Annotated in this window: 22 protein-coding genes; 14 read left to right on the forward strand and 8 right to left on the reverse strand. The window is 53.4% G+C overall.

Translation table 11 applies throughout. The features are described 5' to 3' along the window. The 3 genes from hisQ to hisP form a co-directional block, all read left to right on the forward strand. Positions 1-582 (forward strand): histidine ABC transporter permease HisQ (hisQ, locus tag J1779_RS06250; protein ID WP_217203168.1); only part of this gene is annotated, 582 nt, incomplete at its 5' end. Further along, positions 579-1,295 (forward strand): ABC transporter permease, encoded by a 717-nt coding sequence (locus tag J1779_RS06255; RefSeq protein WP_056782183.1) that lies wholly within the window; start codon positions 579-581, stop codon positions 1,293-1,295. The genes hisQ and J1779_RS06255, both read left to right, overlap by 4 nt. Positions 1,296-1,330: 35 nt before the next feature. Further along, entirely contained in the window at positions 1,331-2,104 is a 774-nt protein-coding gene (gene hisP, locus J1779_RS06260; protein WP_056782185.1) for a histidine ABC transporter ATP-binding protein HisP, read from the forward strand. A gap of 50 nt (positions 2,105-2,154) precedes the next feature. Here hisP and pepT read toward each other — a convergent pair whose 3' ends face one another. Next, on the reverse strand, positions 2,155-3,387 hold the full coding sequence (gene pepT, locus J1779_RS06265; RefSeq protein WP_217203170.1) for a peptidase T: 1,233 nt from the start codon (positions 3,385-3,387) through the stop codon (positions 2,155-2,157). 158 nt (positions 3,388-3,545) lie between these two features. On the opposite strand from pepT, the gene J1779_RS06270 reads away from it, so the two are divergent. After that, positions 3,546-5,141 carry an ABC transporter substrate-binding protein gene (locus J1779_RS06270; RefSeq protein ID WP_136376803.1) on the forward strand — a complete coding sequence of 532 codons (1,596 nt, stop codon included), beginning with the start codon at positions 3,546-3,548 and terminating at the stop codon, positions 5,139-5,141. Between the two features lie 444 nt (positions 5,142-5,585). Here J1779_RS06270 and J1779_RS06275 read toward each other — a convergent pair whose 3' ends face one another. Together J1779_RS06275 and J1779_RS06280 are read right to left on the reverse strand one after the other, a co-directional pair. Further along, positions 5,586-6,482, reverse strand: a complete 897-nt coding sequence (locus tag J1779_RS06275) for a TIGR01777 family oxidoreductase (RefSeq protein WP_056782193.1) — start codon at positions 6,480-6,482, stop codon at positions 5,586-5,588. A gap of 155 nt (positions 6,483-6,637) precedes the next feature. After that, entirely contained in the window at positions 6,638-7,282 is a 645-nt protein-coding gene (locus J1779_RS06280; protein ID WP_122097537.1) for a glutathione binding-like protein, read from the reverse strand. A 313-nt stretch (positions 7,283-7,595) separates the two neighbouring features. Here J1779_RS06280 and yfcD point away from each other — a divergent pair, with 313 nt between their 5' ends. After that, the gene (gene yfcD / locus J1779_RS06285) at positions 7,596-8,207 is read left to right on the forward strand and encodes an NUDIX hydrolase YfcD (protein ID WP_056782198.1); all 612 of its coding nucleotides are present in this window, start codon (positions 7,596-7,598) and stop codon (positions 8,205-8,207) included. A gap of 81 nt (positions 8,208-8,288) precedes the next feature. Here yfcD and J1779_RS06290 read toward each other — a convergent pair whose 3' ends face one another. Further along, positions 8,289-9,305, reverse strand: a complete 1,017-nt coding sequence (locus J1779_RS06290) for a LacI family DNA-binding transcriptional regulator (protein ID WP_122097538.1) — start codon at positions 9,303-9,305, stop codon at positions 8,289-8,291. A 332-nt stretch (positions 9,306-9,637) separates the two neighbouring features. Here J1779_RS06290 and J1779_RS06295 point away from each other — a divergent pair, with 332 nt between their 5' ends. The 5 genes from J1779_RS06295 to J1779_RS06315 all read left to right on the forward strand — a co-directional run bounded on the left by J1779_RS06295 (position 9,638) and on the right by J1779_RS06315 (position 13,804). Beyond that, positions 9,638-10,081, forward strand: coding sequence for a PTS sugar transporter subunit IIA (locus J1779_RS06295; RefSeq protein ID WP_217203172.1), 444 nt, complete (start codon positions 9,638-9,640; stop codon positions 10,079-10,081). Positions 10,082-10,200: 119 nt separating this feature from the next. Beyond that, the gene (locus tag J1779_RS06300) at positions 10,201-10,482 is read left to right on the forward strand and encodes a PTS sugar transporter subunit IIB (protein WP_056782206.1); all 282 of its coding nucleotides are present in this window, start codon (positions 10,201-10,203) and stop codon (positions 10,480-10,482) included. Between the two features lie 56 nt (positions 10,483-10,538). Then, the gene (locus tag J1779_RS06305; RefSeq protein ID WP_056782209.1) at positions 10,539-11,915 is read left to right on the forward strand and encodes a PTS ascorbate transporter subunit IIC; all 1,377 of its coding nucleotides are present in this window, start codon (positions 10,539-10,541) and stop codon (positions 11,913-11,915) included. Between the two features lie 109 nt (positions 11,916-12,024). Next, a complete protein-coding gene (locus J1779_RS06310; RefSeq protein ID WP_136376805.1) occupies positions 12,025-12,858 on the forward strand; it encodes a transketolase in 834 nt (277 codons plus the stop codon). Next, positions 12,851-13,804, forward strand: coding sequence for a transketolase family protein (locus J1779_RS06315; RefSeq protein WP_056782214.1), 954 nt, complete (start codon positions 12,851-12,853; stop codon positions 13,802-13,804). Before J1779_RS06310 ends, J1779_RS06315 begins: the two co-directional genes overlap by 8 nt. Before the next feature lie 78 nt (positions 13,805-13,882). Here J1779_RS06315 and pta read toward each other — a convergent pair whose 3' ends face one another. Next, positions 13,883-16,027 carry a phosphate acetyltransferase gene (gene pta / locus J1779_RS06320; protein WP_056782218.1) on the reverse strand — a complete coding sequence of 715 codons (2,145 nt, stop codon included), beginning with the start codon at positions 16,025-16,027 and terminating at the stop codon, positions 13,883-13,885. Positions 16,028-16,210: 183 nt separating this feature from the next. Further along, on the reverse strand, positions 16,211-17,413 hold the full coding sequence (ackA, locus tag J1779_RS06325; protein ID WP_217203174.1) for an acetate kinase: 1,203 nt from the start codon (positions 17,411-17,413) through the stop codon (positions 16,211-16,213). Between the two features lie 463 nt (positions 17,414-17,876). On the opposite strand from ackA, the gene yfbV reads away from it, so the two are divergent. The 4 genes from yfbV to J1779_RS06345 all read left to right on the forward strand — a co-directional run bounded on the left by yfbV (position 17,877) and on the right by J1779_RS06345 (position 21,657). After that, complete coding sequence (yfbV, locus tag J1779_RS06330; RefSeq protein ID WP_056782222.1) at positions 17,877-18,332, forward strand: terminus macrodomain insulation protein YfbV; 456 nt, start codon at positions 17,877-17,879, stop codon at positions 18,330-18,332. 198 nt (positions 18,333-18,530) lie between these two features. Further along, positions 18,531-19,025: a YfbU family protein gene (locus J1779_RS06335; RefSeq protein ID WP_056782224.1), complete on the forward strand. Its 495-nt coding sequence runs from the start codon at positions 18,531-18,533 to the stop codon at positions 19,023-19,025. Between the two features lie 27 nt (positions 19,026-19,052). Then, positions 19,053-19,706 carry a sugar phosphatase gene (locus J1779_RS06340; RefSeq protein ID WP_217203175.1) on the forward strand — a complete coding sequence of 218 codons (654 nt, stop codon included), beginning with the start codon at positions 19,053-19,055 and terminating at the stop codon, positions 19,704-19,706. Positions 19,707-19,824: 118 nt separating this feature from the next. Then, a complete protein-coding gene (locus J1779_RS06345; protein WP_217203177.1) occupies positions 19,825-21,657 on the forward strand; it encodes an SLC13 family permease in 1,833 nt (610 codons plus the stop codon). 27 nt (positions 21,658-21,684) lie between these two features. Here J1779_RS06345 and yfbR read toward each other — a convergent pair whose 3' ends face one another. Together yfbR and J1779_RS06355 are read right to left on the reverse strand one after the other, a co-directional pair. Beyond that, positions 21,685-22,284, reverse strand: coding sequence for a 5'-deoxynucleotidase (yfbR, locus tag J1779_RS06350; protein WP_056782229.1), 600 nt, complete (start codon positions 22,282-22,284; stop codon positions 21,685-21,687). Between the two features lie 111 nt (positions 22,285-22,395). Next, positions 22,396-23,610, reverse strand: a complete 1,215-nt coding sequence (locus J1779_RS06355; protein WP_136375755.1) for a pyridoxal phosphate-dependent aminotransferase — start codon at positions 23,608-23,610, stop codon at positions 22,396-22,398. Positions 23,611-23,615 lie beyond the last annotated feature (5 nt).

The following is a 23,615-nucleotide window of genomic DNA, read 5'->3' on the forward strand; positions in this document are numbered from 1 at the left end:
GGTGGGAAGCTGTCAAAAAGCCGGGTTATTTCTGGTTTCTTTGGGTGTTACACCACGCTTATCCGCGGCGTACCTGATCTGGTGTTGATGTTATTGATTTTTTACGGCTTGCAGATTGCACTCAACAGCGTCACCGAGTCTCTCGGGATGACGCAAATTGATATCGACCCGATGAGCGCCGGTATCATCACGCTCGGTTTTATCTATGGAGCGTATTTCACCGAGACATTTCGCGGCGCGTTTATGGCCGTTCCCCGCGGGCAGATTGAAGCGGCCACCGCTTATGGTTTCACCGGCTCACAAATTTTCCGCCGTATCCTCTTCCCGGCCATGATGCGTTTCGCGTTGCCTGGTATCGGTAATAACTGGCAGGTGATTTTAAAAGCCACCGCGCTGGTGTCACTGCTCGGCCTGAATGATGTGGTGAAAGCCACGCAGCTGGCAGGAAAGGGCACCTATCAGCCATTCTATTTTGCGATTGTGGCGGGGGTGGTGTATCTGGTCTTTACCACGCTGTCGAACGGCGTGCTGTTATGGCTTGAACGCCGTTATTCGCTGGGTGTGAAGAGGGCTGAGCTATGATCGAAATCCTCCAACAATATGGCTGGTCGCTGCTGTACAGCGATGGCTACCGTTTCACCGGGCTGGCGATCACGCTGTGGTTACTGATCAGCTCCGTGGTGATCGGCGGATTGCTGGCGGTGCCCATGGCCGTCGGGCGCGTGTCGTCTAATAAATTAATCCGCTATCCGATCTGGTTATACACCTACATATTTCGCGGCACGCCGCTGTATGTACAACTGCTGGTGTTCTACTCCGGCATGTACAGCCTGGAGATCGTGCGCGGCACGGACTTCCTGAATGCGTTCTTTCGCAGCGGTCTGAACTGTACGATCCTGGCGCTGACGCTCAACACCTGTGCGTACACCACCGAGATATTTGCCGGTGCCATCCGGTCAGTGCCTCACGGTGAAATCGAAGCCGCGAACGCCTACGGATTTTCGCGTTTTAAACTCTATACCTGCATTATTTTGCCTTCGGCGTTACGCACGGCGCTGCCGGCTTACAGCAACGAAGTCATTCTGATGCTGCACTCCACGGCTCTGGCGTTTACCGCCACCGTGCCGGATGTGCTGAAGATTGCCCGCGATATTAACTCGGCGACGTATCAGCCGTTTTACGCCTTCGGGATCGCGGCGGTGATTTATCTTTGTGTTTCTTTTGTTCTGATTGGTCTGTTCCGTAAGGCGGAAAAACGCTGGCTGGCGCATGTGAAGCCCCAGTCCGCTCATTAAAAAAGCCAACTATCGACACCATTGCGGGAAACGTTATGTCAGAAAACAAATTAGCCGTTCTCGATCTCCACAAACGCTACGGCGACCATGAGGTGCTCAAAGGCGTGTCGCTCTCCGCCAATGCGGGAGATGTGATCAGTATTATTGGTTCATCAGGTTCAGGGAAAAGTACATTTTTGCGCTGCATTAACTTCCTGGAGAAGCCGAGCGAAGGGTCAATCAGCGTCAGCAATCAGGATATCCGCATGGTGCGCGACACCGACGGGCAACTGAAAGTGTTCGACAAAAAACAGCTGCAACTGCTGCGTACCAAACTGACGATGGTGTTCCAGCACTTCAATCTGTGGAGCCACATGACGGTGCTTGAAAACGTCATGGAAGCGCCGGTACAGGTGCTGGGGCTGAGCAAAGCCGAAGCGCGCGAGCGTGCGGTGAAATACCTCGATAAAGTCGGCATCGATGCACGTGCGCAGGGTAAATACCCGGTGAACTTGTCCGGTGGTCAGCAACAGCGTGTCTCTATCGCCCGTGCACTGGCAATGGAACCCGAAGTGCTGTTGTTTGATGAGCCTACTTCTGCGCTCGACCCTGAGCTGGTCGGTGAAGTGCTGCGCATCATGCAGAAACTGGCGGAAGAGGGGAAAACCATGGTGGTCGTCACGCATGAAATGGAGTTTGCCCGCCACGTGTCCAGCCATGTGATTTTTCTGCATCAGGGCGTGATTGAAGAGCAGGGCAACCCTGCCGACGTGTTCGGCAGCCCGAAAAGTGCCCGTCTGCAACAGTTTCTGTCAGGTGCGCTGAAGTAATATCGTTACGCAGCGTTCCCCTCTCATGAGGGGAACGCTGGATGACAGGGTTACCCTTTCGCTGCCAGCAGGCACAGCTGTACGGTCAGTTCGTAGGATTTCACAAACGAATTCACCGGCAGGAACTCAAACTTCGAATGGAAATTATGTGCGCCGGTGAAGTAGTTCGGTGTCAGCAAACCTTTTGCTGACAGCGCTGCGCCGTCGGTGCCGCCGCGCATCGGGATCACTTTCGGTTCAACGCCGACCTCTTTCAGCCCGGCAAAAATCAGATCGATCGCCCGGCGGTCTTCGCCGATCGCGCTGCTGATATTGCTGTAGGTATCGCTGATATCCACCGAGACTTTCGCTGTCGGATACTGAGCTGCGATCGCTTTCGCGACATCCTGAATTTTCTGCTTACGGGCAGCAAAACTGGCGCTGTCGAAATCACGGATGGAGGCATGGAGCCGCGCACCCTGCTGGGAAGCGCTCATGCCGTTGAACCAGACGTAGCCTTCGCGGCCTTCGGTATTTTCCGGCGTTTCTGCACGGTCAAAGTGACTGATGAAATCCTGCGCCATCAGTAACGGATTGACCAGCACACCCTTGGCTGACATCGGATGCGCCGTCACACCGGTAAAGTCGATTTCCACGGCTGCCGCGTTGAAGTTTTCATACACCACTTCACCCAGTTCACAGCAGTCAATGGTGTAGGCAAAATCCACGTCAAAGCGGGCAAGATCCAGTGCTTTCGCGCCACGCAGCCCGATTTCTTCATCCGGCACAAACGCCACCACGATATCGCCATACTCCTGCGACGCGTTCAGATTCTCCAGCATGGTCATGACCACCGTCACGGCGGCTTTGTTATCTGCGCCCAGCACGCTGGTACCGTCGCTGAAGATGATTTCTTCACCCTGATACGCCAGGATTTCCGGGCGCTCAGCAGGGCGCAGCCAGATATCTTTTTCTTTGTTCAGGCACAGGTCATCGCCGGTGAAGCGCAGCGTTTGCGGATGAATATCCGCGCTCAGGCCCACATCGACGGTATCAATGTGGGTGATAAAACCTATGCGCGGCCCGCCGGTTTTAGTGCCGGGTTTGACCGCGGTGACGGTCGCACATTCATCAATCTGAATGTTTTCTAAACCGAGCTGATGCAGCTCCTCAGCCAGTAACCGCGCCATGTCATGCTGGCCCGGCGTGCTCGGTAAGGTGTTCACGCTGGCGTCACTTTGTGACGTCACGGAGAGATAGCGGTAGAAACGTTCGGTAAGCTGTTTTGCGATTGTTGTCGACATCTTGACCTCTGAATGATCGCCAATGGGTTTACTTGTTATAAGATTTTCATATATAACAAAGTATTACTAGTTGTTATTCAGATGTTAATCTGTTTTTGCTTTGGGTTCCATGATGAAGAAGTTTTAAACACTCTCCGGACAGGGAAAAAAGGGAAAAAATGAAACACAACATTTTAAAAATAAGCACAGGGTTACTGGCGTTAGCGATCACGGGCGGCGTTTCGGCAAAAACGCTGGTGTATTGTTCAGAAGGTTCACCGGAACAATTTAACCCGCAGCTTTACACATCGGGCACTTCCGTCGATGCCAGCGCTGTGCCGATTTATAACCGTCTGGTTGATTTCAAAACCGGCACCACTGAGCTGGTGCCAAGCCTGGCAGAAAGCTGGGACGTCAGCCCGGACGGTAAAACCTACACTTTCCACCTGCGTAAAGGCGTGAAATTCCAGAGCAGTAAACTGTTTAAACCCAGCCGTGATTTCAACGCGGATGACGTCATCTTCTCGTTCATGCGCCAGAAAGATGAAAACAACCCGTATCACAAGGTGTCCGGCGGCACTTATCTGAACTTCGACAGCCTGAAGCTGGGCGATCTGATCGGCAGCATTGATAAAGTGGATGATTACACCGTTCGCTTCAACCTGACCCGCCCCGAAGCGCCATTTGTTGCCGATCTGGCCTGGTATTTCGCATCTATCCTCTCGGCAGAATATGCCGATCAGATGCTCAAAGCCGGTACTCCGGAGAAACTCGATCTGAATCCGGTCGGTACGGGGCCGTTCGAGCTGGTTCAGTATCAGAAAGACACGCGCTTGCTGTACAAAGCCTTCCCGGAGTACTGGCAGGGTAAATCTAAAATTGACCGTCTGGTGTATACCATCACCCCGGATGCCTCGATGCGTCTCGCAAAACTGGAAAAAAATGAGTGTCAGGTGATGCCGTTCCCGAACCCGGCAGATCTCGACCGGATGCGCGCCAACAAAGACATCAATCTGATGAGTAAATCGGGTCTGAATACCGGCTTCCTGTCTTTTAATACGCAGAAGCCGCCGCTGGACAATGTGAAGGTGCGTCAGGCGCTGAGCATGGCGATCAACAAGCCACAAATCATTGAAGCGGTATTCCGTGGCACCGGCACCGCAGCGAAAACGCTGCTGCCAACCGGTGTCTGGGGATATAACGACAAGGTAGTGGATTACGATTATTCGCCGGAGAAAGCCAAAGCGTTACTGGCTGAAGCAGGCATGCCAAACGGTTTTGATATCGATCTGTGGGCGATGCCGGTACAACGTCCGTATAACCCGAACGCCCGTCGTATGGCTGAAATGATTCAGGCGGACTGGGCAAAAATTGGCGTGAAAGCACACATCGTCAGTTTTGAGTGGGGTGAATACCAGACCCGCATCCGTAACGGCGAGCACATGGCCGCGCTGATGGGCTGGACGACAGCCAATGGCGATCCGGATAACTTCTTTGGCCCGTTATTTACCTGTAACGCAGCGAAGGGCGGTTCTAACTCTGCGAAATGGTGTTATGCACCTTTCGACCAGTTGATCACCGAAGCCAAAGAAACCACAGACCATGCCAAACGTGTTGCACTTTACGAGCAGGCGCAGCAAATGATGCACGACCAGGCGCCAGCGGTGATGATTGCACACTCGACCATCTTCGAGCCCGTTCGCAAAGAAGTGAGCGGCTATGAGATTGATCCCTTTGGCAAACATGTGTTTTATCAGGTGGATGTGAAGGAATAAGGCTATACCGGGCCTTGGGGCTCGCATGTTGATTGGTGCCCTTTTAAGGGCACCAATCAACACTTCCTAAAGATAAAACCACTCTGCTTTTGAATTTAAGATTGGGCGGGCGATTCAGACATCTTGCTGAACGGAGCGGCCTGGAGACCAAAGGCTCCAGGACCGAGAGAAGGCACCGCGCAGCGGCAAGATGTCCAGCCTGTCGCGGTGATACCTGAAACAAAGCCAGCAAGCGAAGCGCTTGTTGAAAAAGCGAGGAGGAATCCAAAGGAGGAAAAGCACTTTCCTCCTTTGGGCGGTTTCGGCACTGAAAGAGAAGTGATCGCAGTCGTTGAGAAACCGAAAATTCTCGATCTGTTTTTGAAAAGCGTCAGTACAACGCAATTGTCCCTCTGCTCAACCGAAACATTCTCGCTCCGGCTGAGCAGGGGCCTGACAGCCCCTTCACTTCAGCAAATCCTCCAGCGCTTCCTTCAATTCCTGATGTGTAAACTCAAAGCCGGCCGCTTCCAGCCTGCGCGGCACGGCACGCTGGCCGCCCAGCACCAGTACGGCTGACTCGCCCATCAGCAAACGTATGACGGGGGCAGGTGCCCGCATAAACGCCGGGCGATGCAGAACCTCACCGAGTAGAGCGCTGAACTGTTCGTTGCGTGCGGGATAAGGCGCCACCATGTTGAACGGTCCGCTGAGGGTTTCGTGCATCATCAGGAAAATGATGCCTTCGACCATATCGTCGATATGGATCCATGGCATGTATTGCTGGCCGTCACCCAGAGGGCCGCCGAGTCCGGCGCGGAAAGGCAATACGATTTTTGCCAGCGCGCCGCCTTTTTCTGCCAGCACAATGCCGGTGCGCAACAGGCACACGCGGGTGCGCGGGCTTTCAGCCGTCATCGCCAGTGCTTCCCAGCGTGCGCATAGCTGCCAGGTAAACTGCTTGTTTGGCGGCTCGTCTTCCGGCACCAGGGCCTGCCCCTGATCGCCGTAATAACCCACTGCTGAACCTGAAATAAAGACCTGCGGCGGCGTCTGGCTGGCGTTAATCAGCTGTGCCAGTTTCTCAGTTAACTGCCAGCGGCTTTCACACAGCAACGCTTTGTGATCTTTCGTCCAGCGTTTGTCCGCAATCGGCTCTCCCGCAAGGTTGATCACCGCATCAAATCCATCCAGTGACGTTTTGCCGTCCAGCGTTTCCCACAGCTGAACCTGTGAGCCCAGCACTTTCGCGGCGCGTTCAGGCGCACGGGTAAGTACGGTAATCTGATGAGATTGCTCAACAAGTCGCCCGGTAAGCCTTCGGCCAATGAGCCCGGTAGCGCCGGTGATCAGGATTTTCATATCAGGTTCCTTAACTGTCTGAATATGCGAATGAACTGTCATTAATCATAGTTGAGTCGCCGCCTTTAGCGCGCGATATGGAGCACAGTTAACGGAAATTATTTACAGCTGAATGTGTTCAGCAGAACCCCCGGCAGACACCGGGGACAGCGCTGTCAGTGGTGGTTGATGTGCAGGGGATCGGCGAGGGCGTAGGCTTTTTGCGTGGAAGGACGGGCTTTAACGCGTTCAAACCAGTTTCGCACCGCCGGATACTCCGCCAAATCAATGCGCTGGCGCTCATGCGCTACTACCCACGGATAAGCGGCGATATCAGCAATGCTGTAGGTGTCCCCGGCGATATAGGCATTTTTAGTCAGCTGGGTATTCAGTACGCCGTAAAGACGTTTGGTTTCCTGCTGATAGCGTTCGATGGCGTAAGGTACAGGTTGCGGGGCGTAGTGCGTAAAGTGATGATTTTGCCCGAGCATCGGGCCCATTCCGGCCACCTGCCAGGTCAGCCACTCCAGCGTTGTGGTGCGTTCGCGCAATTCCTTACTGAGTAATTTTCCCGTTTTCTCAGCCAGATACTGCAAAATGGCCCCGGACTCAAACACACCAATGGGCGCGCCGCTGTCTACCGGCTGACTGTCGACAATCGCCGGGATCTTATTGTTAGGGGAAATGGCGAGAAACTCGGGTTTAAACTGATCGCCTGCGCTGATATCAATGCGATGAAGACGGTAGGCCAGACCGGCTTCCTCCAGAAAAAGAGAAATCTTATGACCGTTGGGTGTGGGCGCGTAATAAAGATCAATCATATTGCCTCCTGCGTTATGTTAATCACTTAATGAAATCCGCCAGTGCGCGGTTGATAATCACAGTTTTTAAAATGATTGGGTAGGGTATCATAATGGTTGTGAATACTTGCCTGCACCGGACCTTTGTCAGAGTTGTCTTATGGCGAAGTTTGTGGGGTAACATAACTTTTACCTGTCACCAACGCATCCATTGCTATTGAAGCCATGTGGCAGACCCAGATAGAATCTCCGGACATTATCGACGTGTTGCACCCATTACTGCGCACAGACCCATTGCGCACAGACCAGCGCTTAAAACAGAAGGTTTCAGCGGATGTCAGAACAAGAGCAAAACATCAGTACGGAAGAATGGGTTGATATCGTCAACGAAGATAACGAGGTCATTGCCCAGGCCAGCCGACAACAAATGCGTGCTCAGGTCCTGCGCCACCGTGCCAGCTATATCGTGGTGCATGACGGAATGGGCAATATTTTGGTTCAGCGTCGTACCGAAACCAAAGACTTTTATCCCGGCTGGCTGGATGCAACCGCAGGTGGCGTGGTGCAGAGTGGCGAAAATATTCTTGATTCAGCCCGCCGTGAAGCGGAAGAAGAGTTAGGGATCGCCGGTGTACCCTTTGCCGAACATGGTCAGTTCTACTTCGAAGAAGAGAACAAATGCCGCGTGTGGGGCGCGTTGTTTAGTTGCGTATCCCACGGCCCGTTTGCCTTGCAGGAAGAAGAAATTGATTCTGTACGCTGGATGACGCCGGAAGAGATCACCGCACGATGCGACGAATTTACGCCGGACTCGCTTAAAGCGCTGTCACTTTGGATGACGCGTAATAACGAGAAAGAGCATGGCAAGCCGCTAACCCGTGACTTGCTGAGTGATGAATCTGCCAAAGCGGATGATGAGCCGGATAACGAAAGTACCCCGATCTAAGCCTCAGCCTCTGAATCATTGAGCCTGTAATACCCGCCGCACGCGTACTGATGTCGCCTGCGGCTTTTTGTTGTCGTGAATTTAGCAGCTGTCCCGCTTACACAATGACGAGGCGATCGTCACCTCTTCCCACTCTTCATCATGGATCCTGGCCAGCAAGGCCTGGGCCGCACGCGTACCAATTTCCCTATGCGGGATGGCGATAGTGGTCAGCGGCGGCTGGCAGACTTTACTGACGTCCGAGTTGCCAAATCCCACGACCGCCAGATCGTCCGGCACTTTGATACGTCGGCGCTGGCATTCGTACAGCGCTCCGCAGGCCAGATCGTCTGAGACGCACACCAGCGCGTCGATTTCCGGCCAGGCCAGCAGAAACTCAGGCAACTGCTGAGCGCCGGTGGAAAAGCTGGCGGGCTCGGCCGCGTTGATCACCCGATGCGGCGACATATGCGCTTTCAGCATGGCCTTTCGCCAGCCTTGCAAATGTTGCTGGAAAATCCACTGTTCCTGATTGGCGCACAGCATACCGATGTTTTGATATCCCTTCGCCACCACGGTCTGAGTGAGCTGAAACATCGCCTCGACGTAATCAATCCCGATATTCATATCAATGGGAGAGTCCGTCAGCGCACCGATTTCCAGCACCGGGATGGTCAGATTATCCAGCCACTGGCGAACGTTGGCCGAGTGCTCGACAGAGAGCAATATGGCCGCCGCCAGATTGTAAGACAGCAGCGTTTCCAGCAATTTTTCTTCCCGCTCAATACGGTGCTGGGATTCAGCCAGCATGATCTGGTACCCGGCAGGTTGTAGCACTTTCTGAAGCCCGGCAAACATCTCAGCGCAGCCCGGTTCCGACAGACTTGGCACAATCATGGCGACAGTATTTGATGACGCAGAAGCCAGTGAACTGGCCGCCTGATTGGGTAAATAACCCAGCTGGCTGACGGCCTCTTCGATCTTTTCACGCAGCTTATCGGAGACTTGTTCCGGGGTACGCAGTGCGCGGGAAACGGTCATGCTGCCCACGCCTGCAAGCTGCGCCACATCAGCCAGCGTCACTCTCCCTGTACTGCGCCTTTTCTTGTTAATGGACATGCACAATCCTGACTCCTGCACCCGAAGATATAGCGAAAAAAGCAAGCCGCAGCAGGGCGATACCCGAAGGATCCACGGCGGAATTGGGTAAATTATCGGTCATTTCCGGACAAAGTATACCGTTATTTGTGTGAACTGCGGTGCAGTGGTACCGGCAGGGGACTATTTTTGATAGCGCTATCACAGAACGTAATGATAGACGCTTGGTAGCGCTATCTTTGTGAGATGTATCACAGATGTTAACGCTACCGGTGCGTAGAGTCAGGGCGTTGGTGTGGTTTGGGGGAAAGAGGCACACCAGCCATTAACACTTCAAAACCGGAGCCACACTTATGCTGAATGATTGGCTGACCTCTGACAGGATTCAGATCAGAACGGATATCACGGACTGGCGGCAGGCGGTGCAAGTCAGCGCTGAGCCTTTGTTGAAAGAGGGCACGATTACCCCGGAATATCTGACGGCGATTTTTGCCCAGCGGGAAAAGTTAGGGCCGTATTTTGTTCTGGCCCCGGGCATTGCCATGCCGCATGCCAGACCGGAAGAGGGCGCGAAGGGGTTAGGATTGTCGCTGCTCACGCTGCCTCAGGGAGTGACATTTAATTCTGAGGACAATGACCCTGTTTATACCGTCGTCATGTTATCGGCACCCGATAAGCACAGTCATATTGAATTAATCTCTGAACTGGCTGAATTATTTTCCAGCGACGAAGATATGCAGAAAATACATCAGGCAAAAGATATAAAAACAATTCAGGATGTCATTACGAAATTCTGACCGTTTTACGATTAAATAACGGAATAACCTTAACGCACAACGGATGCATTAATGTGTATTGACATCAGAAATCATTCTGATGCGTAACCCTACAAACTTTTAAAACACAGGTAAATAACATGAAAATTATGGCGATTTGCGGTTCCGGTTTAGGCAGCAGCTTTATGGTCGAAATGAACATTAAAAAAGTGCTGAAAAAATTAAATATTCAGGCGGATGTTGAACACTCTGATTTATCTTCAGCCATTCCCGGCGAGGCAGACCTGTTCGTGATGGCGAAAGACATCGCCGCCAGCGCCAATATCCCAGACAATCAGCTGGTTGTCATCACAAATATTGTGGATATCAACGAGCTGGAAACCAAGCTGGTCGCACATTTTGAGAAGCATCCGGTGTCCTGATCCAGACCGACACGGACTGACCCTACAATAAAAAACAATATACATCCGAGGTGGATATGTTTATCCAGGAAACGCTCAAGTTTGTGGTTGATATATTAAAAGTGCCATCTGTTCTGGTGGGGCTCATCGCCTTAATCGGTTTGGTGGCGCAAAAGAAAAACTTTTCTGATGTGGTAAAAGGTACAGTCAAAACAATACTGGGCTTTTTAGTTTTAGGCGGTGGTGCAACAGTATTAGTCGGCTCATTAAATCCTTTAGGCGGTATGTTCGAACACGCCTTTAATATCCAGGGTATTATTCCTAATAACGAAGCGATTGTTTCCATCGCGCTGGAGAAATTCGGTGCGCCGACCGCCTTAATTATGGCGTTCGGTATGGTGGCAAACCTGATCGTGGCGCGCTTTACCCGTCTGAAATACGTGTTCCTGACCGGGCATCACACGTTCTATATGGCCTGCATGATCAGCGTCATCCTGACCGTTGCCGGTTTTGAAGGCGTTTCACTGGTGTTCACCGGCTCCCTGACGCTGGGCCTGATCATGGCGTTTTTCCCGGCGCTGGCACAACGTTATATGCGTAAGATCACCGGCAGCGACGATGTGGCCTTCGGCCATTTCGGCACCATCGGTTACGTGCTGTCTGGCTGGATCGGCAGCAAAGTCGGTAAAGGGTCACGCTCTACCGAAGAAATGAATCTGCCGAAAAACCTCAGCTTCCTGCGCGACAGCTCCATTTCTATTTCACTCACCATGATCATTATTTACCTGATTATGGCGGTGTTCGCCGGGCAGGTGTTTGTCGAAGCCACCTATAGCGCAGGCCAGAACTATCTGGTGTACGCCATCATCATGGCGATCACTTTCGCGGCGGGTGTGTTCATCATCCTGCAAGGTGTGCGTCTTATTCTGGCGGAAATCGTACCGGCATTCGTTGGCTTCTCCGAGAAACTGGTGCCCAACGCACGTCCCGCGCTGGACTGCCCGGTGGTCTACCCGTACGCACCGAATGCCGTGCTGATTGGTTTCCTGTTCAGCTTCCTCGGCGGTCTGGTCGGTTTGTTCCTGTTAGGCCAGATGCATCTGGTGCTGATCCTGCCGGGCGTAGTGCCGCACTTCTTCACCGGTGCGACGGCGGGTGTCTTCGGCAATGCGACCGGCGGTCGGCGCGGTGCGATGGTCGGCGCGTTTGCTAACGGCGTGCTGATCACCTTCCTGCCGGTTCTGCTGCTGCCGGTGCTCGGCGCGCTGGGCTTCGCAAACGCCACCTTCTCAGATGCCGACTTTGGCGTCATCGGTATCCTGCTGGGCAATCTGGCTCGCTTCATGTCTAAAGAAGGCATCATGGCGCTGATTGTCGGCATCTTCGCGGTTCTGGTTGCTTACAACTATCTCGGCAAAAAACCTGCGGCTGAGAAAGCGGTCAGCGAAGAGTAATTCAGTCACTCACTCACTCAGTCTCTTATCACCCACCGGGGATCACGGTTCAGGCCTGTTAGAAATAACAGGTCTGGATAAGTGCTCACTAAAATAAGGACCCTGCAAGATGAAAGATATCCATGAGGTTCATGATCTGGCGCGCCAAATCCGCATCGAGACGCTGAAAATGCTGACCGGTCTGGGCTTCGGACACTATGGCGGCAGCATGTCAGTGGTGGAAACGCTGGCAGTATTGTACGGCGATGTGATGCGCATCGACCCGAAAAATCCGGACTGGCAGGATCGCGATTATTTCGTGCTCTCCAAGGGGCATGCAGGCCCGGCGTTGTATGCCACGCTGGCGCTGAAAGGCTATTTCCCGGTCAGCCAGCTGAAAACCTTGAATGAGAACGGCACGCGCCTGCCGAGCCACCCCGACCGGCTGCGCACGACCGGCGTGGATGCCACGACCGGTTCGCTCGGGCAGGGCGTGTCCATCGCCGCAGGTATGGCGCTCTCGCACAGGCTGGCGGGGCGGGCTAACCGTGTCTTCTGCATTCTGGGTGACGGTGAGCTGAATGAAGGTCAGTGCTGGGAAGCCTTCCAGTTTATTGCTCACCACAATCTGCATAACCTCACGTTGTTCATCGATTACAACAAACAGCAGCTCGACGGCACGCTGGACGAAGTCATTAAACCTTTCGATCTGGCCGGGAAATTCAGCGCTTTTGGTTTTGATGTGCAGACGATTAAAGGCGATGACGTTGTGGCAATCCGCGATGCGGTGACGCCGGTGCGTGAGGGCGGGCAGCGTCCGCTGGTGGTGATCCTCGACAGCATTAAAGGGCAGGGCGTGAAGTATCTCGAGCAGCTGGCGAACTCGCATCATCTGCGTTTAACGCCGGAAGTGAAACTGGAAATTGAACACGCAATCGCTGAGCTGGAGGCCGCCCATGTTTGAAGTCTCTCTGGAATTACAAAAAGACGCCGTGGAAATGCGTAAGGTTTACGCCAATACCGTGCGTGAAAAGATTGTTGAAAATACGCCGATCATTGCGCTGGAAGCGGATCTGATGAGTTCTATGGCGATGGATGGCGTGCACAAAGATCACCCGTCACACGTGATTAACTGCGGCATCATGGAAGCCAACGTTATCGGCGTGGCGGCGGGTTTATCGCTGACAGGCCGCGTCCCCTTTGTGCATACTTTTACCGCGTTCGCCAGCCGCCGCTGTTTTGATCAGTTGTTTATGTCACTGGATTATCAGAAGAATAACGTCAAAATCATTGCGTCCGATGCCGGTGTCAGTGCCTGTCACAACGGCGGCACGCACATGTCCTTCGAAGACATGGGGATTGTGCGCGGGCTGGCAAATTCCGTGGTGATGGAGGTCACCGACGCCGTGATGTTCCGCAATATTTTGCTGCAACTGATGGATCTGAAGGGATTTTACTGGGTGCGCACCATCCGTAAACAGGCGACTCAGATTTACCAGGAAGGCTCAACGTTCACCATCGGCAAAGCAAACGTGCTGCGAGACGGAAGCGACATCACGCTTATCGCCAACGGAATTATGGTCGCCGAAGCGCTGAAAGCGGCGCAGATGCTGGAACGTGAAGGCGTCAGTGCGGCGGTGATCGACATGTTTACCCTCAAGCCGATTGATAAAGACGTCATCATAAAATATGCCGCGAAAACCGGTAAAATCATCACCTGTGAAAATCACAGTATTCATAACGGGCTGGGATCGGCGGTGGCGGAAGTGCTGGTAGAAAATCAGCCGGTACCTATGCGGCGTGTTGGCGTGAAAGAACGTTACGGGCAGGTGGGGACGCAGGAGTTTTTACAGCAGGAATATGGCCTGACCGCTGAGCATATACTTGAAGCGGCTAAAACATTGCTCTGAGCGGCTGGCGACCCGCAAAAATGAGCCCAAAAAAACGCCGGACATAAAGCCCGGCGTTTTGCCTTCAGAGGGGTTGGCTTATTTAGCCGGAACCGCAGTTTCTGCCTGAGCAGACTGAATCGCTGTCAGAGCAACGGTGTAGACGATATCGTCTACCAGTGCGCCACGGGACAGATCGTTGACCGGTTTACGCATGCCCTGCAACATCGGCCCGATAGAAACCAGATCCGCAGAACGTTGTACCGCTTTGTACGTGGTGTTACCGGTGTTCAGGTCAGGGAAGATGAACACGGTCGCCTTACCCGCTACCGGCGAGTTTGGTGCTTTGGACAGCGCAACGTCAGCCATGATGGCTGCATCGTACTGCAGCGGGCCATCGATGATCAGGTCAGGGCGTTTTTCCTGCGCCAGACGGGTCGCTTCACGCACTTTCTCAACATCGCTACCCGCACCGGAGTTACCGGTGGAGTAAGAGATCATCGCAACGCGTGGTTCGATACCGAACGCCGCAGCGGAATCCGCAGACTGGATCGCGATTTCAGACAGCTGTTCAGCCGTTGGGTCCGGGTTGATCGCACAGTCGCCGTAAACCAGAACCTGGTCAGGCAGCAGCATGAAGAACACAGAAGAAACCAGTGAGCTACCCGGTGCAGTTTTGATCAGCTGCAACGGTGGGCGGATAGTGTTTGCGGTGGTGTGGACAGCACCGGAAACCAGACCGTCAACGTTACCTTGTTCCAGCATCAGGGTGCCCAGAACCACGTTGTCTTCCAGTTGTTCACGCGCAACCACTTCGGTCATGCCTTTGCTTTTACGCAGCTCAACCAGACGTGCGACGTATTCTTCACGCACAACGACCGGATCCACAATCTCGATGCCTTTACCCAGCACTACACCCTGCGCCGCAGCAACGCGCTTGATCTCTTCCGGGTTACCCAGCAACACACATTCCGCGATACCGCGTTCAGCACACAGTGCCGCCGCTTTAACGGTGCGTGGCTCGTCGCCTTCCGGCAGAACGATGCGTTTACCGGCTTTACGGGCCAGTTCGGTCAGCTGGTAGCGGAACGCTGGCGGAGACAGACGACGTGAACGCTCAGAATGCGCGCTCAGTGATTCAATCCAGTCAGCGTTGATGTGAGAAGCGACATACTGTTGCAGTTTCTCAACGCGCTGATGGTCGTCCGCAGGGACTTCCAGATTGAAGCTTTGCAGGCTGAGGGAGGTCTGCCAGGTGTTGGTGTCTACCATGAAGACAGGCAGGCCAGTCTGGAAAGCACGTGCGCACAGGCTGTTGATGCGCTCGTCGATTTCGTAACCGCCGGTCAGCAGAATTGCGCCAATTTCAACGCCATTCATCGCCGCCAGACAAGCTGAAACCAGAACGTCCGGACGGTCTGCGGAGGTAACCAGCAGGGAACCAGGGCGGAAGTGTTCGAGCATGTGAGGAATGCTGCGTGCGCAGAAAGTCACGGATTTCACGCGGCGGGTTTGCACGTCGCCTTCGTTGATGATGCGGGCGTTCAGGTGCTTAGCCATGTCGATTGCGCGGGTGGCAATCAGCTCGAAGCTCCATGGAATGCAGCCCAGCACCGGCAGCGGGCTGTTCGCGAACAGCTGAGTCGGATCGATATTGGCGACGCTGGCTTTGTTGGAGTCATCGAAGATTTCAGACAGGTCAGGACGTGTGCGTCCCTGATCGTCAACCGGCGCATTCAGTTTGTTGATGATGACGCCGGTGATGTTTTTGTTTTTACTGCCGCCGAAGCTGGAGCGGGCCAGTTCGATACGTTCTTTTAACTGCGCGGGAGAATCATTACCCAGTGCCAGAACGAAGACGATTTCTGCGTTCAGGGTTTTGGCGATTTCATAGTTGAGCGCATTCGCAAACTGGTGTTTACGGGTAGGGACTAAACCTTCAACCAGCACCACTTCCGCATCTTTGGTGTTTTCGTGATAACGGGCGATGATTTCTTCCATCAGCACGTCCTGCTGGTTTGAACTCAGCAGCGCTTCAACGTGGCTCATCTTCAGCGGTTCCGCTGCAGTCACGGAGGAGTTGGCACGAATGATGGTGGTGGTTTGATCGGGTGCATCACCGCCGGCACGTGGTTGTGCGATGGGTTTGAAGATGCTCAGGCTGACGCCTTTTTGTTCCATGGCACGGATCACACCGAGGCTGACGCTGGTCAGACCAACGCTGGTACCTGTGGGGATCAACATAATTGTACGGGACACGGCTAAACCTCTTTAACGGTTGCCAGGCAGAGACGGTCGCAGGTTTGTGCAGAGGGGATAATGATCAGCATGAGCGCGACGATTATCCTGCGCGGTGCGTCCAAACGGGCGGCGTTTGCCTTTGAGTGAAAAATCACTGCCAGCGAAAACTGGCAGTGTTGAATCGAATTATGCGGTCAGACGCGCAGCGTCTTGTGCAATAACCAGCTCTTCATTGGTTGGGATAACCAGCGCGGTACGGGTGCCTTCTTTGTTGATGGCACCGGATTTACCGAAACGAGCCGCGAGGTTGCGTTCGTGGTCAACTTCAAAGCCCAGCAGGCCCAGTTTAGCCAGAGATAATTCACGCACCATTGCTGCGTTTTCGCCGATACCGCCGGTGAAGACGACAGCGTCCAGACGGCCTTCCATCAGTGAGGCGTAGCTACCGATGTATTTCGCCAGACGGTGGCAGAATACGTCCATCGCACGTTTAGCATCTGCTTTAGTGGTGTAGTTATCTTCAACATAACGGCAGTCGCTGGTGACTTCAGTCAGACCCAGCAGGCCAGATTCTTTGGTCAGCATTTTGTTGATTTGATCAACGCTCATGCCCAGAGAATCGTGCAGGTGGAAGATGATGGCCGGGTCGATGTCACCGCTGCGGGTGCCCATCACCAGACCTTCCAGCGGGGTCAGACCCATGGAAGTATCAACGCATTTACCGTTACGGATTGCGCTGACGGAACCGCCGTTACCCAGGTGGCAAGTGATCAGATTCACTTCTTCCACCGGTTTGTTCAACATTTTCGCGGCTTCCTGAGTCACATAGAAGTGGCTGGTGCCGTGTGCGCCGTAACGACGGACGTGATGATCGCGGTACAGGCTGTACGGCAGTGCGTAAAGGTAAGATTCTTCTGGCATGGTCTGATGGAAGGCGGTGTCGAAAACAGCCACGTTCTTGTCAGCCAGTTTAGGGAAGGATTTCAGCGCTTCGTCGATACCGATCAGGTGAGCCGGGTTATGCAGCGGTGCAAACGGGATAGATTCTTTGATACCTTCGATAACAGCATCGTTGATCAGCATGGACTTGGTCAGCTTTTCGCCGCCATGAACGATGCGGTGGCCGATTGCAACCAGCTCTGCAGACAGTTCAGGTTTTTGGCTCAGGATGTTGTTCACGATGAATTTCAGCGCTTCGCTGTGTGCGGCACCCGCACCCAACGCGGCTTCTTCTTTGCCACCGTCCATTTTCCACTTAATGCGCGCTTCCGGCAGGTGGAAACATTCGGCTAAACCTGAAATGTGCTCTTCGCCGTTCACAGCATCAATGATTGCGAACTTAAGGGAAGAACTACCACAGTTAAGAACCAGTACAAGCTTACTCGACATGGAAGTACCTATTTATTGTTGGTGCTGTTTAAGGAAAAAAACAATACACGTGGTTAATAAATCGTCAGTCTGACATCAAGCGTAGCGCATAATGGCGGTGACAATTATGATTAACATCATGCCAGAGAGCCAAAACAGGCATGATAATGAAAAAGCTAAAGAATCGCAGGACGCTGGTTTTTTCTGTGCCCGCGGATAGCAAAAAAATGGGGGCGCAGTACACAAAATGTCTCTGTTATGCGTCTTTAGAATGTTATCTATTAGTGAAAACACTAACAAAAAATGCAATTACTAATTACAAAACACCTCGGCCCGAGGCACTATGCTTAGTGATATGGCTTTAAATGCTGCGACAGGATACCGGCACGTTTCAGCAAAAACAAAATATATTTTATCGTGGTAAACTCCAGTTTATGTTTCACAACTATTTTTTAATTATTACACGTGAAGTTGAGGTGCAATTATGACGAGTAAGCCAACAGGCTCTGTAAGCTGGTTCCAGGTTTTCCAGCGTGGGCAGCATTATATGAAAACATGGCCGTCTGATAAGCGCCTGGCTCCTGTGTTCCCCGAGAACCGGATTTCAACCGCCACCCGTTTTGCTGTCCGCTTCATGCCGCCGGTGGCGATCTTCACGCTGACCTGGCAAATCGCGCTGGGCGGACAACTCGGGCCGGCCGTTGCGACGGCGATATTTGCCTGTAGCTTGCCTATGCAAGGGTTATGGTGGCTTGGCCGCCGTTCACTGACGCCTTTGCCGCCGACGCTGCTGAGCTGGTTCCACGATGTGCGTAATAAACTCGCTGAATCGGGCCAGGCGCTTGCGCCGGTCGAAGGGACGCCGACCTATCAGGCGCTGGCTGATGTCCTCAAGCGTGCGTTCAAACAACTCGACAAAACCTTCCTCGACGATTTGTAAGCCTGTTTCCAGCGCTTTTCACATCATCTCCAATATTGCTAAGCTTCACTGCACCGCATTTTGACCGGAGGAACTTCTCCTCCGGTGATTATTTCACATGAGATCCGGACTCAAATCAAAGAATGGTGTGCTTGCGATTTCGCAGAAGTTTGCGCTATGCCATGCTTTGCTCATTATGCAGACATGAGGATTTTCACGATGGAAATGACTAACGCGCAACGCCTGATCTTGTCGAATCAATACAAAATGATGACCATGCTTGATCCCGATAACGCGGAACGCTACCGCCGTTTGCAAACGGTGATCGAACGCGGTTTCGGTTTGCAAATGCGTGAGCTGGACAGAGATTTCGGTGAGTTACCGGAAGAAACCTGTCGCACAGTGATTAACATTATGGAAATGCACCATGCGATGCAGGTGTCATGGACCAATCTGAAAGACACCCAGGGTCTGGATCGCCGTCGTATAGATTTCCTCGGCTTCGATGCGGCCACCGAATCCCGCTATTTAAGCTATGTGCGCTTTATGGTGAACACCGAAGGGCGTTACACTGACTTCGACGCCGGGACTCACGGGTTTAACTCGCAGACCAAAATGTGGGATAAATACCAGCGTATGCTGGCGGTCTGGCAATCATGCCCGCGTCAGTATCATCTGAGCGCTGTAGAGATAGCGCAAATTATTAATGCCTGACTGGAATTAACTAAAGAGGAATTGCCTGTGGAGTGTAAAGGTTTCTTGTTCGACCTTGATGGAACGTTAGTGGATTCATTACCGGCAGTTGAGCGTGCATGGGTTAACTGGGCGCTCAGTTGGGGAGTCAGCCCGCAGGATGTTCTGGCCTTTATTCATGGCAAACAGGCGATCACCTCTTTACGTCATTTTATGCAAGGTGAAACAGAAGAGACGATTCAGCAAGAGTTTCTGAAGCTGGAAAAAATCGAAGCCACCGACACCGAAGGCGTCTCGGCGTTGCCGGGTGCACATTTACTGCTGAGCGAACTCAACCGTCAAAATATTCTGTGGGCCATTGTGACCTCCGGTTCTATGCCTGTCGCCAGTGCACGCCATGCGGCAGCACATTTGCCTGTGCCGGAAGTGTTCATCACTGCGGAGCAGGTTAAGCATGGCAAACCGCAGCCGGATGCCTATTTGCTGGGTGCAGAACGTTTAGGTCTGGCGCCGGAAGAGTGTGTTGTGGTGGAAGATGCCGCTGCAGGCGTAATGGCTGGGCTTGCCGCCGGATGTAAAGTGATCGCTGTGAATGCACCGGATGATACGCCGGGGATCGAAAATGTTGATTTTGAGCTGACGACGCTGGAAGTTCTGCTGGTGGAAAGCAACGAGCAGGGCGTGACGGTAAGTTTGCGCTAAGCCTGAAAAAAGTACAGTTTCGACATTTTACTTGATATAGACCTCGCTCCGGCGGGGTTTTTTTATGCCATTCTTACCACGTTCCTGCCTCTGAATCTTAACGCAAAGGGAGTGTGTTTTGACCGGTGAATTAATCTGGGTTGTGGTACTGCTGCTGGCCGCGATGGTGTTGTTTGCGCGCAATACGCTGCGCATGGACATTGTCGCTTTGCTGGTCATCATTGCTTTTGTGATGAGCGGTACGCTCACCCTCAATGAAGCTCTTGCCGGATTTAGCGATCCGAACGTGATTTTGATCGCCGCCTTGTTTGTGGTGGGCCACGGTCTGGTGAGGACCGGCGTGGCGTATCAGGTGGGTGACTGGCTGATGAAAGTGGCCGGTCAGAGTGAAACCCGGATGCTGATTTTACTAATGCTGACGGTCGCCGGTCTTGGTGCTTTTATGAGTTCAACCGGCGTGGTGGCGATTTTCATTCCGGTTGTGATCAGCGTTTCCGCGCGCATGAAAACCTCACCGGCGCGGCTGATGATGCCTCTCAGTTTTGCCGGGCTTATCAGCGGCATGATGACGCTGGTTGCCACGCCGCCGAACATGGTGGTGAACAGCGAGTTGCTGCGTGAAGGGTTCGACGGTTTTGGCTTCTTCGGCGTCACGCCGGTGGGGCTGGTGGTGCTGATCATGGGGGTCGGGTACATGCTGATTGCCCGCCGCTGGTTGTCAGCGCAGGACACCTCGCAGGATAAACAACACTGGAAGCGCCGGACTTTCCGGGACTTGATCCGCGATTATCAGTTAAACGGTCGTGCGCGCAGGATGACGATCCGCCCCGGCTCACCGCTGGTTGGCCGGACACTGGACGATCTCCACCTGCGCTCCCGCTACGGTGCGAATGTGGTGGGTATTGAGCGCTGGCGTAAGTTCCGCCGGGTGATGGTCAGCGCCACGGGGAGCACCGGGCTGTGCGCGCGAGACGTACTGCTGCTGGACATGACCGATCCTGACATCTCGGTCAGACAAATGTGTGCCGATGAAATGCTTGAACCGATGGTGCTGCGCGGTGAATATTTTTCTGAACAGTCCCGCGACGTCGGGATGGCAGAAGTCTCTTTAATTCCTGATTCCGAATTATTGGGTAAAACCCTGCGCGAAGTCGCATTCCGTTCTGCTTACGGGGTGAACGTGGTCGGGATCCGCCGTCAGGGGGAGGCGCTGCCGGGTAAACTGGTGGACGAGGAACTCCAGCTGGGCGACATGTTACTGGTGATAGGGGACTGGAAGCTGATCCGACAGCTTCAGCAGCAGATGCACGATTTTATTGTCCTCAGTTTGCCCGCCGAGGTGGATGAAGTCGCCCCCGCGCTCAGTCAGGCACCGCACGCGCTGTTTTGCCTGGCGCTCATGGTCGCACTGATGCTGACCGACGATGTGCCGAACGCCATTGCGGCGATTATTGCCTGTCTGCTGATGGGTAAATTCCGCTGCATCACCATGGACGGCGCGTACAAAGCGATTCACTGGCCGAGCTTGCTGCTGATTATCGGGATGATGCCGTTCGCGCTGGCGCTGCAAAAAACAGGCGGCGTGGCGTTGATCGTCGAAGGCCTGATGAAGGTCAGCGGGGGATATGGGCCGTACATGATGCTGCTGTGTTTATTTGTTCTCTGCGCCAGTATCGGGCTGTTTATTTCCAATACCGCCACAGCGGTGTTAATGGCACCGATTGCCATCGCGGCGGCCCATCAGATGGGCGTGTCGCCGTACCCTTTCACAATGATTATCGCGATAGCCGCCTCGGCAGCGTTTATGACGCCAGTATCATCCCCGGTGAATACGCTGGTGATGGTGCCGGGGAATTACCGCTTCGGCGACTTTCTGCGTATCGGCGTGCCGTTCACCTTGCTGGTGATGGTCGTCAGCGTGTTTCTGGTGCCGGTTCTCTTTCCGTTCTGACCCTGGCCGTGCTGTATTTGGTTGCGGTCAGAGCGGTGAATCGAGGCTGATTTCATCCAGCGACAGGCTGAAGCTCGGCACAAAGATTTCCATAAAGTAATCCATCTCCGGGCTTTTCCGATTCGCCAGCGTTTTTTCCAGACGCGCTTTAGCCAGGGTGAATTCGTTATTGCCCGCCGAGAGCTCCTCGAGACATTTCAGATAGGCACATAACGCATCTGCCTGTTTGACCGTCAGTTTTTCGTCTTCGCTGTAATAATGTTCATCGATCAGCGGACGAAAATCTTCCTGCAAATCCTCCGGCAGCATCTCAATCAGTTTTTGCTGGGCGATTTTCTCGATTTTTTTGTACTCATGGGCGATTTGCGGATTGTAATACTTGATGGGCGTAGGCATGTCGCCGGTCAGCACTTCGCTGGCATCGTGATACATGGCGAGCAGGGCAACGCGTTCTACATTCAGGTTGCCATCAAATTTGCGGTTTTTAATCACGGCCAACGCGTGAGCCACGAAGGCGACCTGCAAACTGTGTTCCGACACATTTTCAGTACGCACGTTGCGCATCAGCGGCCAGCGGCTAATCAGTTTCAGGCGGGAAAGGTGGGCGAAGAAATGGCTCTGATTCATGGCACTCTCATTAATAACGGCAAATGAGTATCCATTGTGCGGAGTGTGGCGGAAATCGGCAAGTGTGATCAGAAAGATAAAACAGGGCGCAGAAATCTGCGCCCGCAGGGATTACTGGCGGTAAGTTTCAAGGAACCGGCCCAGTTTGCTGATCGCCATTTCCAGCTCATCAACGCGTGGCAGCGTCACGATACGGACGTGGTCCGGATACGGCCAGTTGAATGCTGTCCCCTGAACCAGCAGGACTTTTTGCTGCAACAGCAAATCCAGCACCAGTTTCTGATCGTCATGAATGTTAAAACGCTTGGCATCAATACGCGGGAACATATACAGCGCACCTTTCGGTTTCACGCATGATACGCCGGGGATCTGATTAATCAGTTCCCACGCGCTGTCGCGCTGCTGCACCAGACGACCACCCGGCTGAATGAATTCGTTAATGCTCTGGTAACCGCCGAGAGCCGTCTGAATAGCATGCTGCATCGGAACGTTGGCACAAAGACGCATCGAGGCCAGCATTTCCAGCCCTTCAATGTAGCCTTTGGCATGTTTCTTCGGTCCGTTGAGTACCATCCAACCCTGGCGGAAACCGGCCACACGGTAGGTTTTAGACAGCCCGTTGAAGGTCACGGTCAGCAGATCTGGCGCCAGCGACGCAATGGAAATGTGCTGGGCTTCGTCATACAAAATCTTGTCGTAAATCTCATCAGCAAAGATGATCAGATTGTGTTCGCGGGCGATATCCACAATCTGCATCAGCAACTCTTTGCTGTAAACCGCGCCTGTCGGGTTGTTCGGGTTGATGATCACAATACCGCGGGTGCGCGGGGTGATTTTGTCGCGTATATCGGCGATATCCGGGAACCAGTCAGCGCCTTCATCACACATGTAATGCACCGCATTCCCGCCAGAAAGCGACACCGCCGCCGTCCATAACGGGTAATCCGGTGCAGGCACCAGCATTTCATCACCGGTATTCAGTAACGCCTGCATCGACTGAACAATCAGTTCCGACACGCCGTTACCGATATAAATGTCTTCCACCGTCATGTCACGCATGTCGCGCGCCTGATAGTGCTGCATGATGGCTTTACGTGCTGAGAACAGACCTTTGGAGTCACAGTACCCTTGCGCTGTAGGCAGGTTGCGAATGACGTCGAGCAGAATTTCATCAGGTGCATCAAAACCGAAAGGCGCGGGGTTGCCGATGTTCAGTTTGAGGACTTTGTTACCTTCTTCTTCCAGACGTTTTGCTTCTTTGAGCACCGGGCCGCGAATGTCGTAGCAGACGTTGTCCAGTTTGCGGGATTTTTCAATCGGGGACATGTAAA

It is taken from the genome of Rahnella rivi, assembly GCF_019049655.1.
In the GTDB taxonomy this organism is placed as follows: domain Bacteria; phylum Pseudomonadota; class Gammaproteobacteria; order Enterobacterales; family Enterobacteriaceae; genus Rahnella; species Rahnella rivi.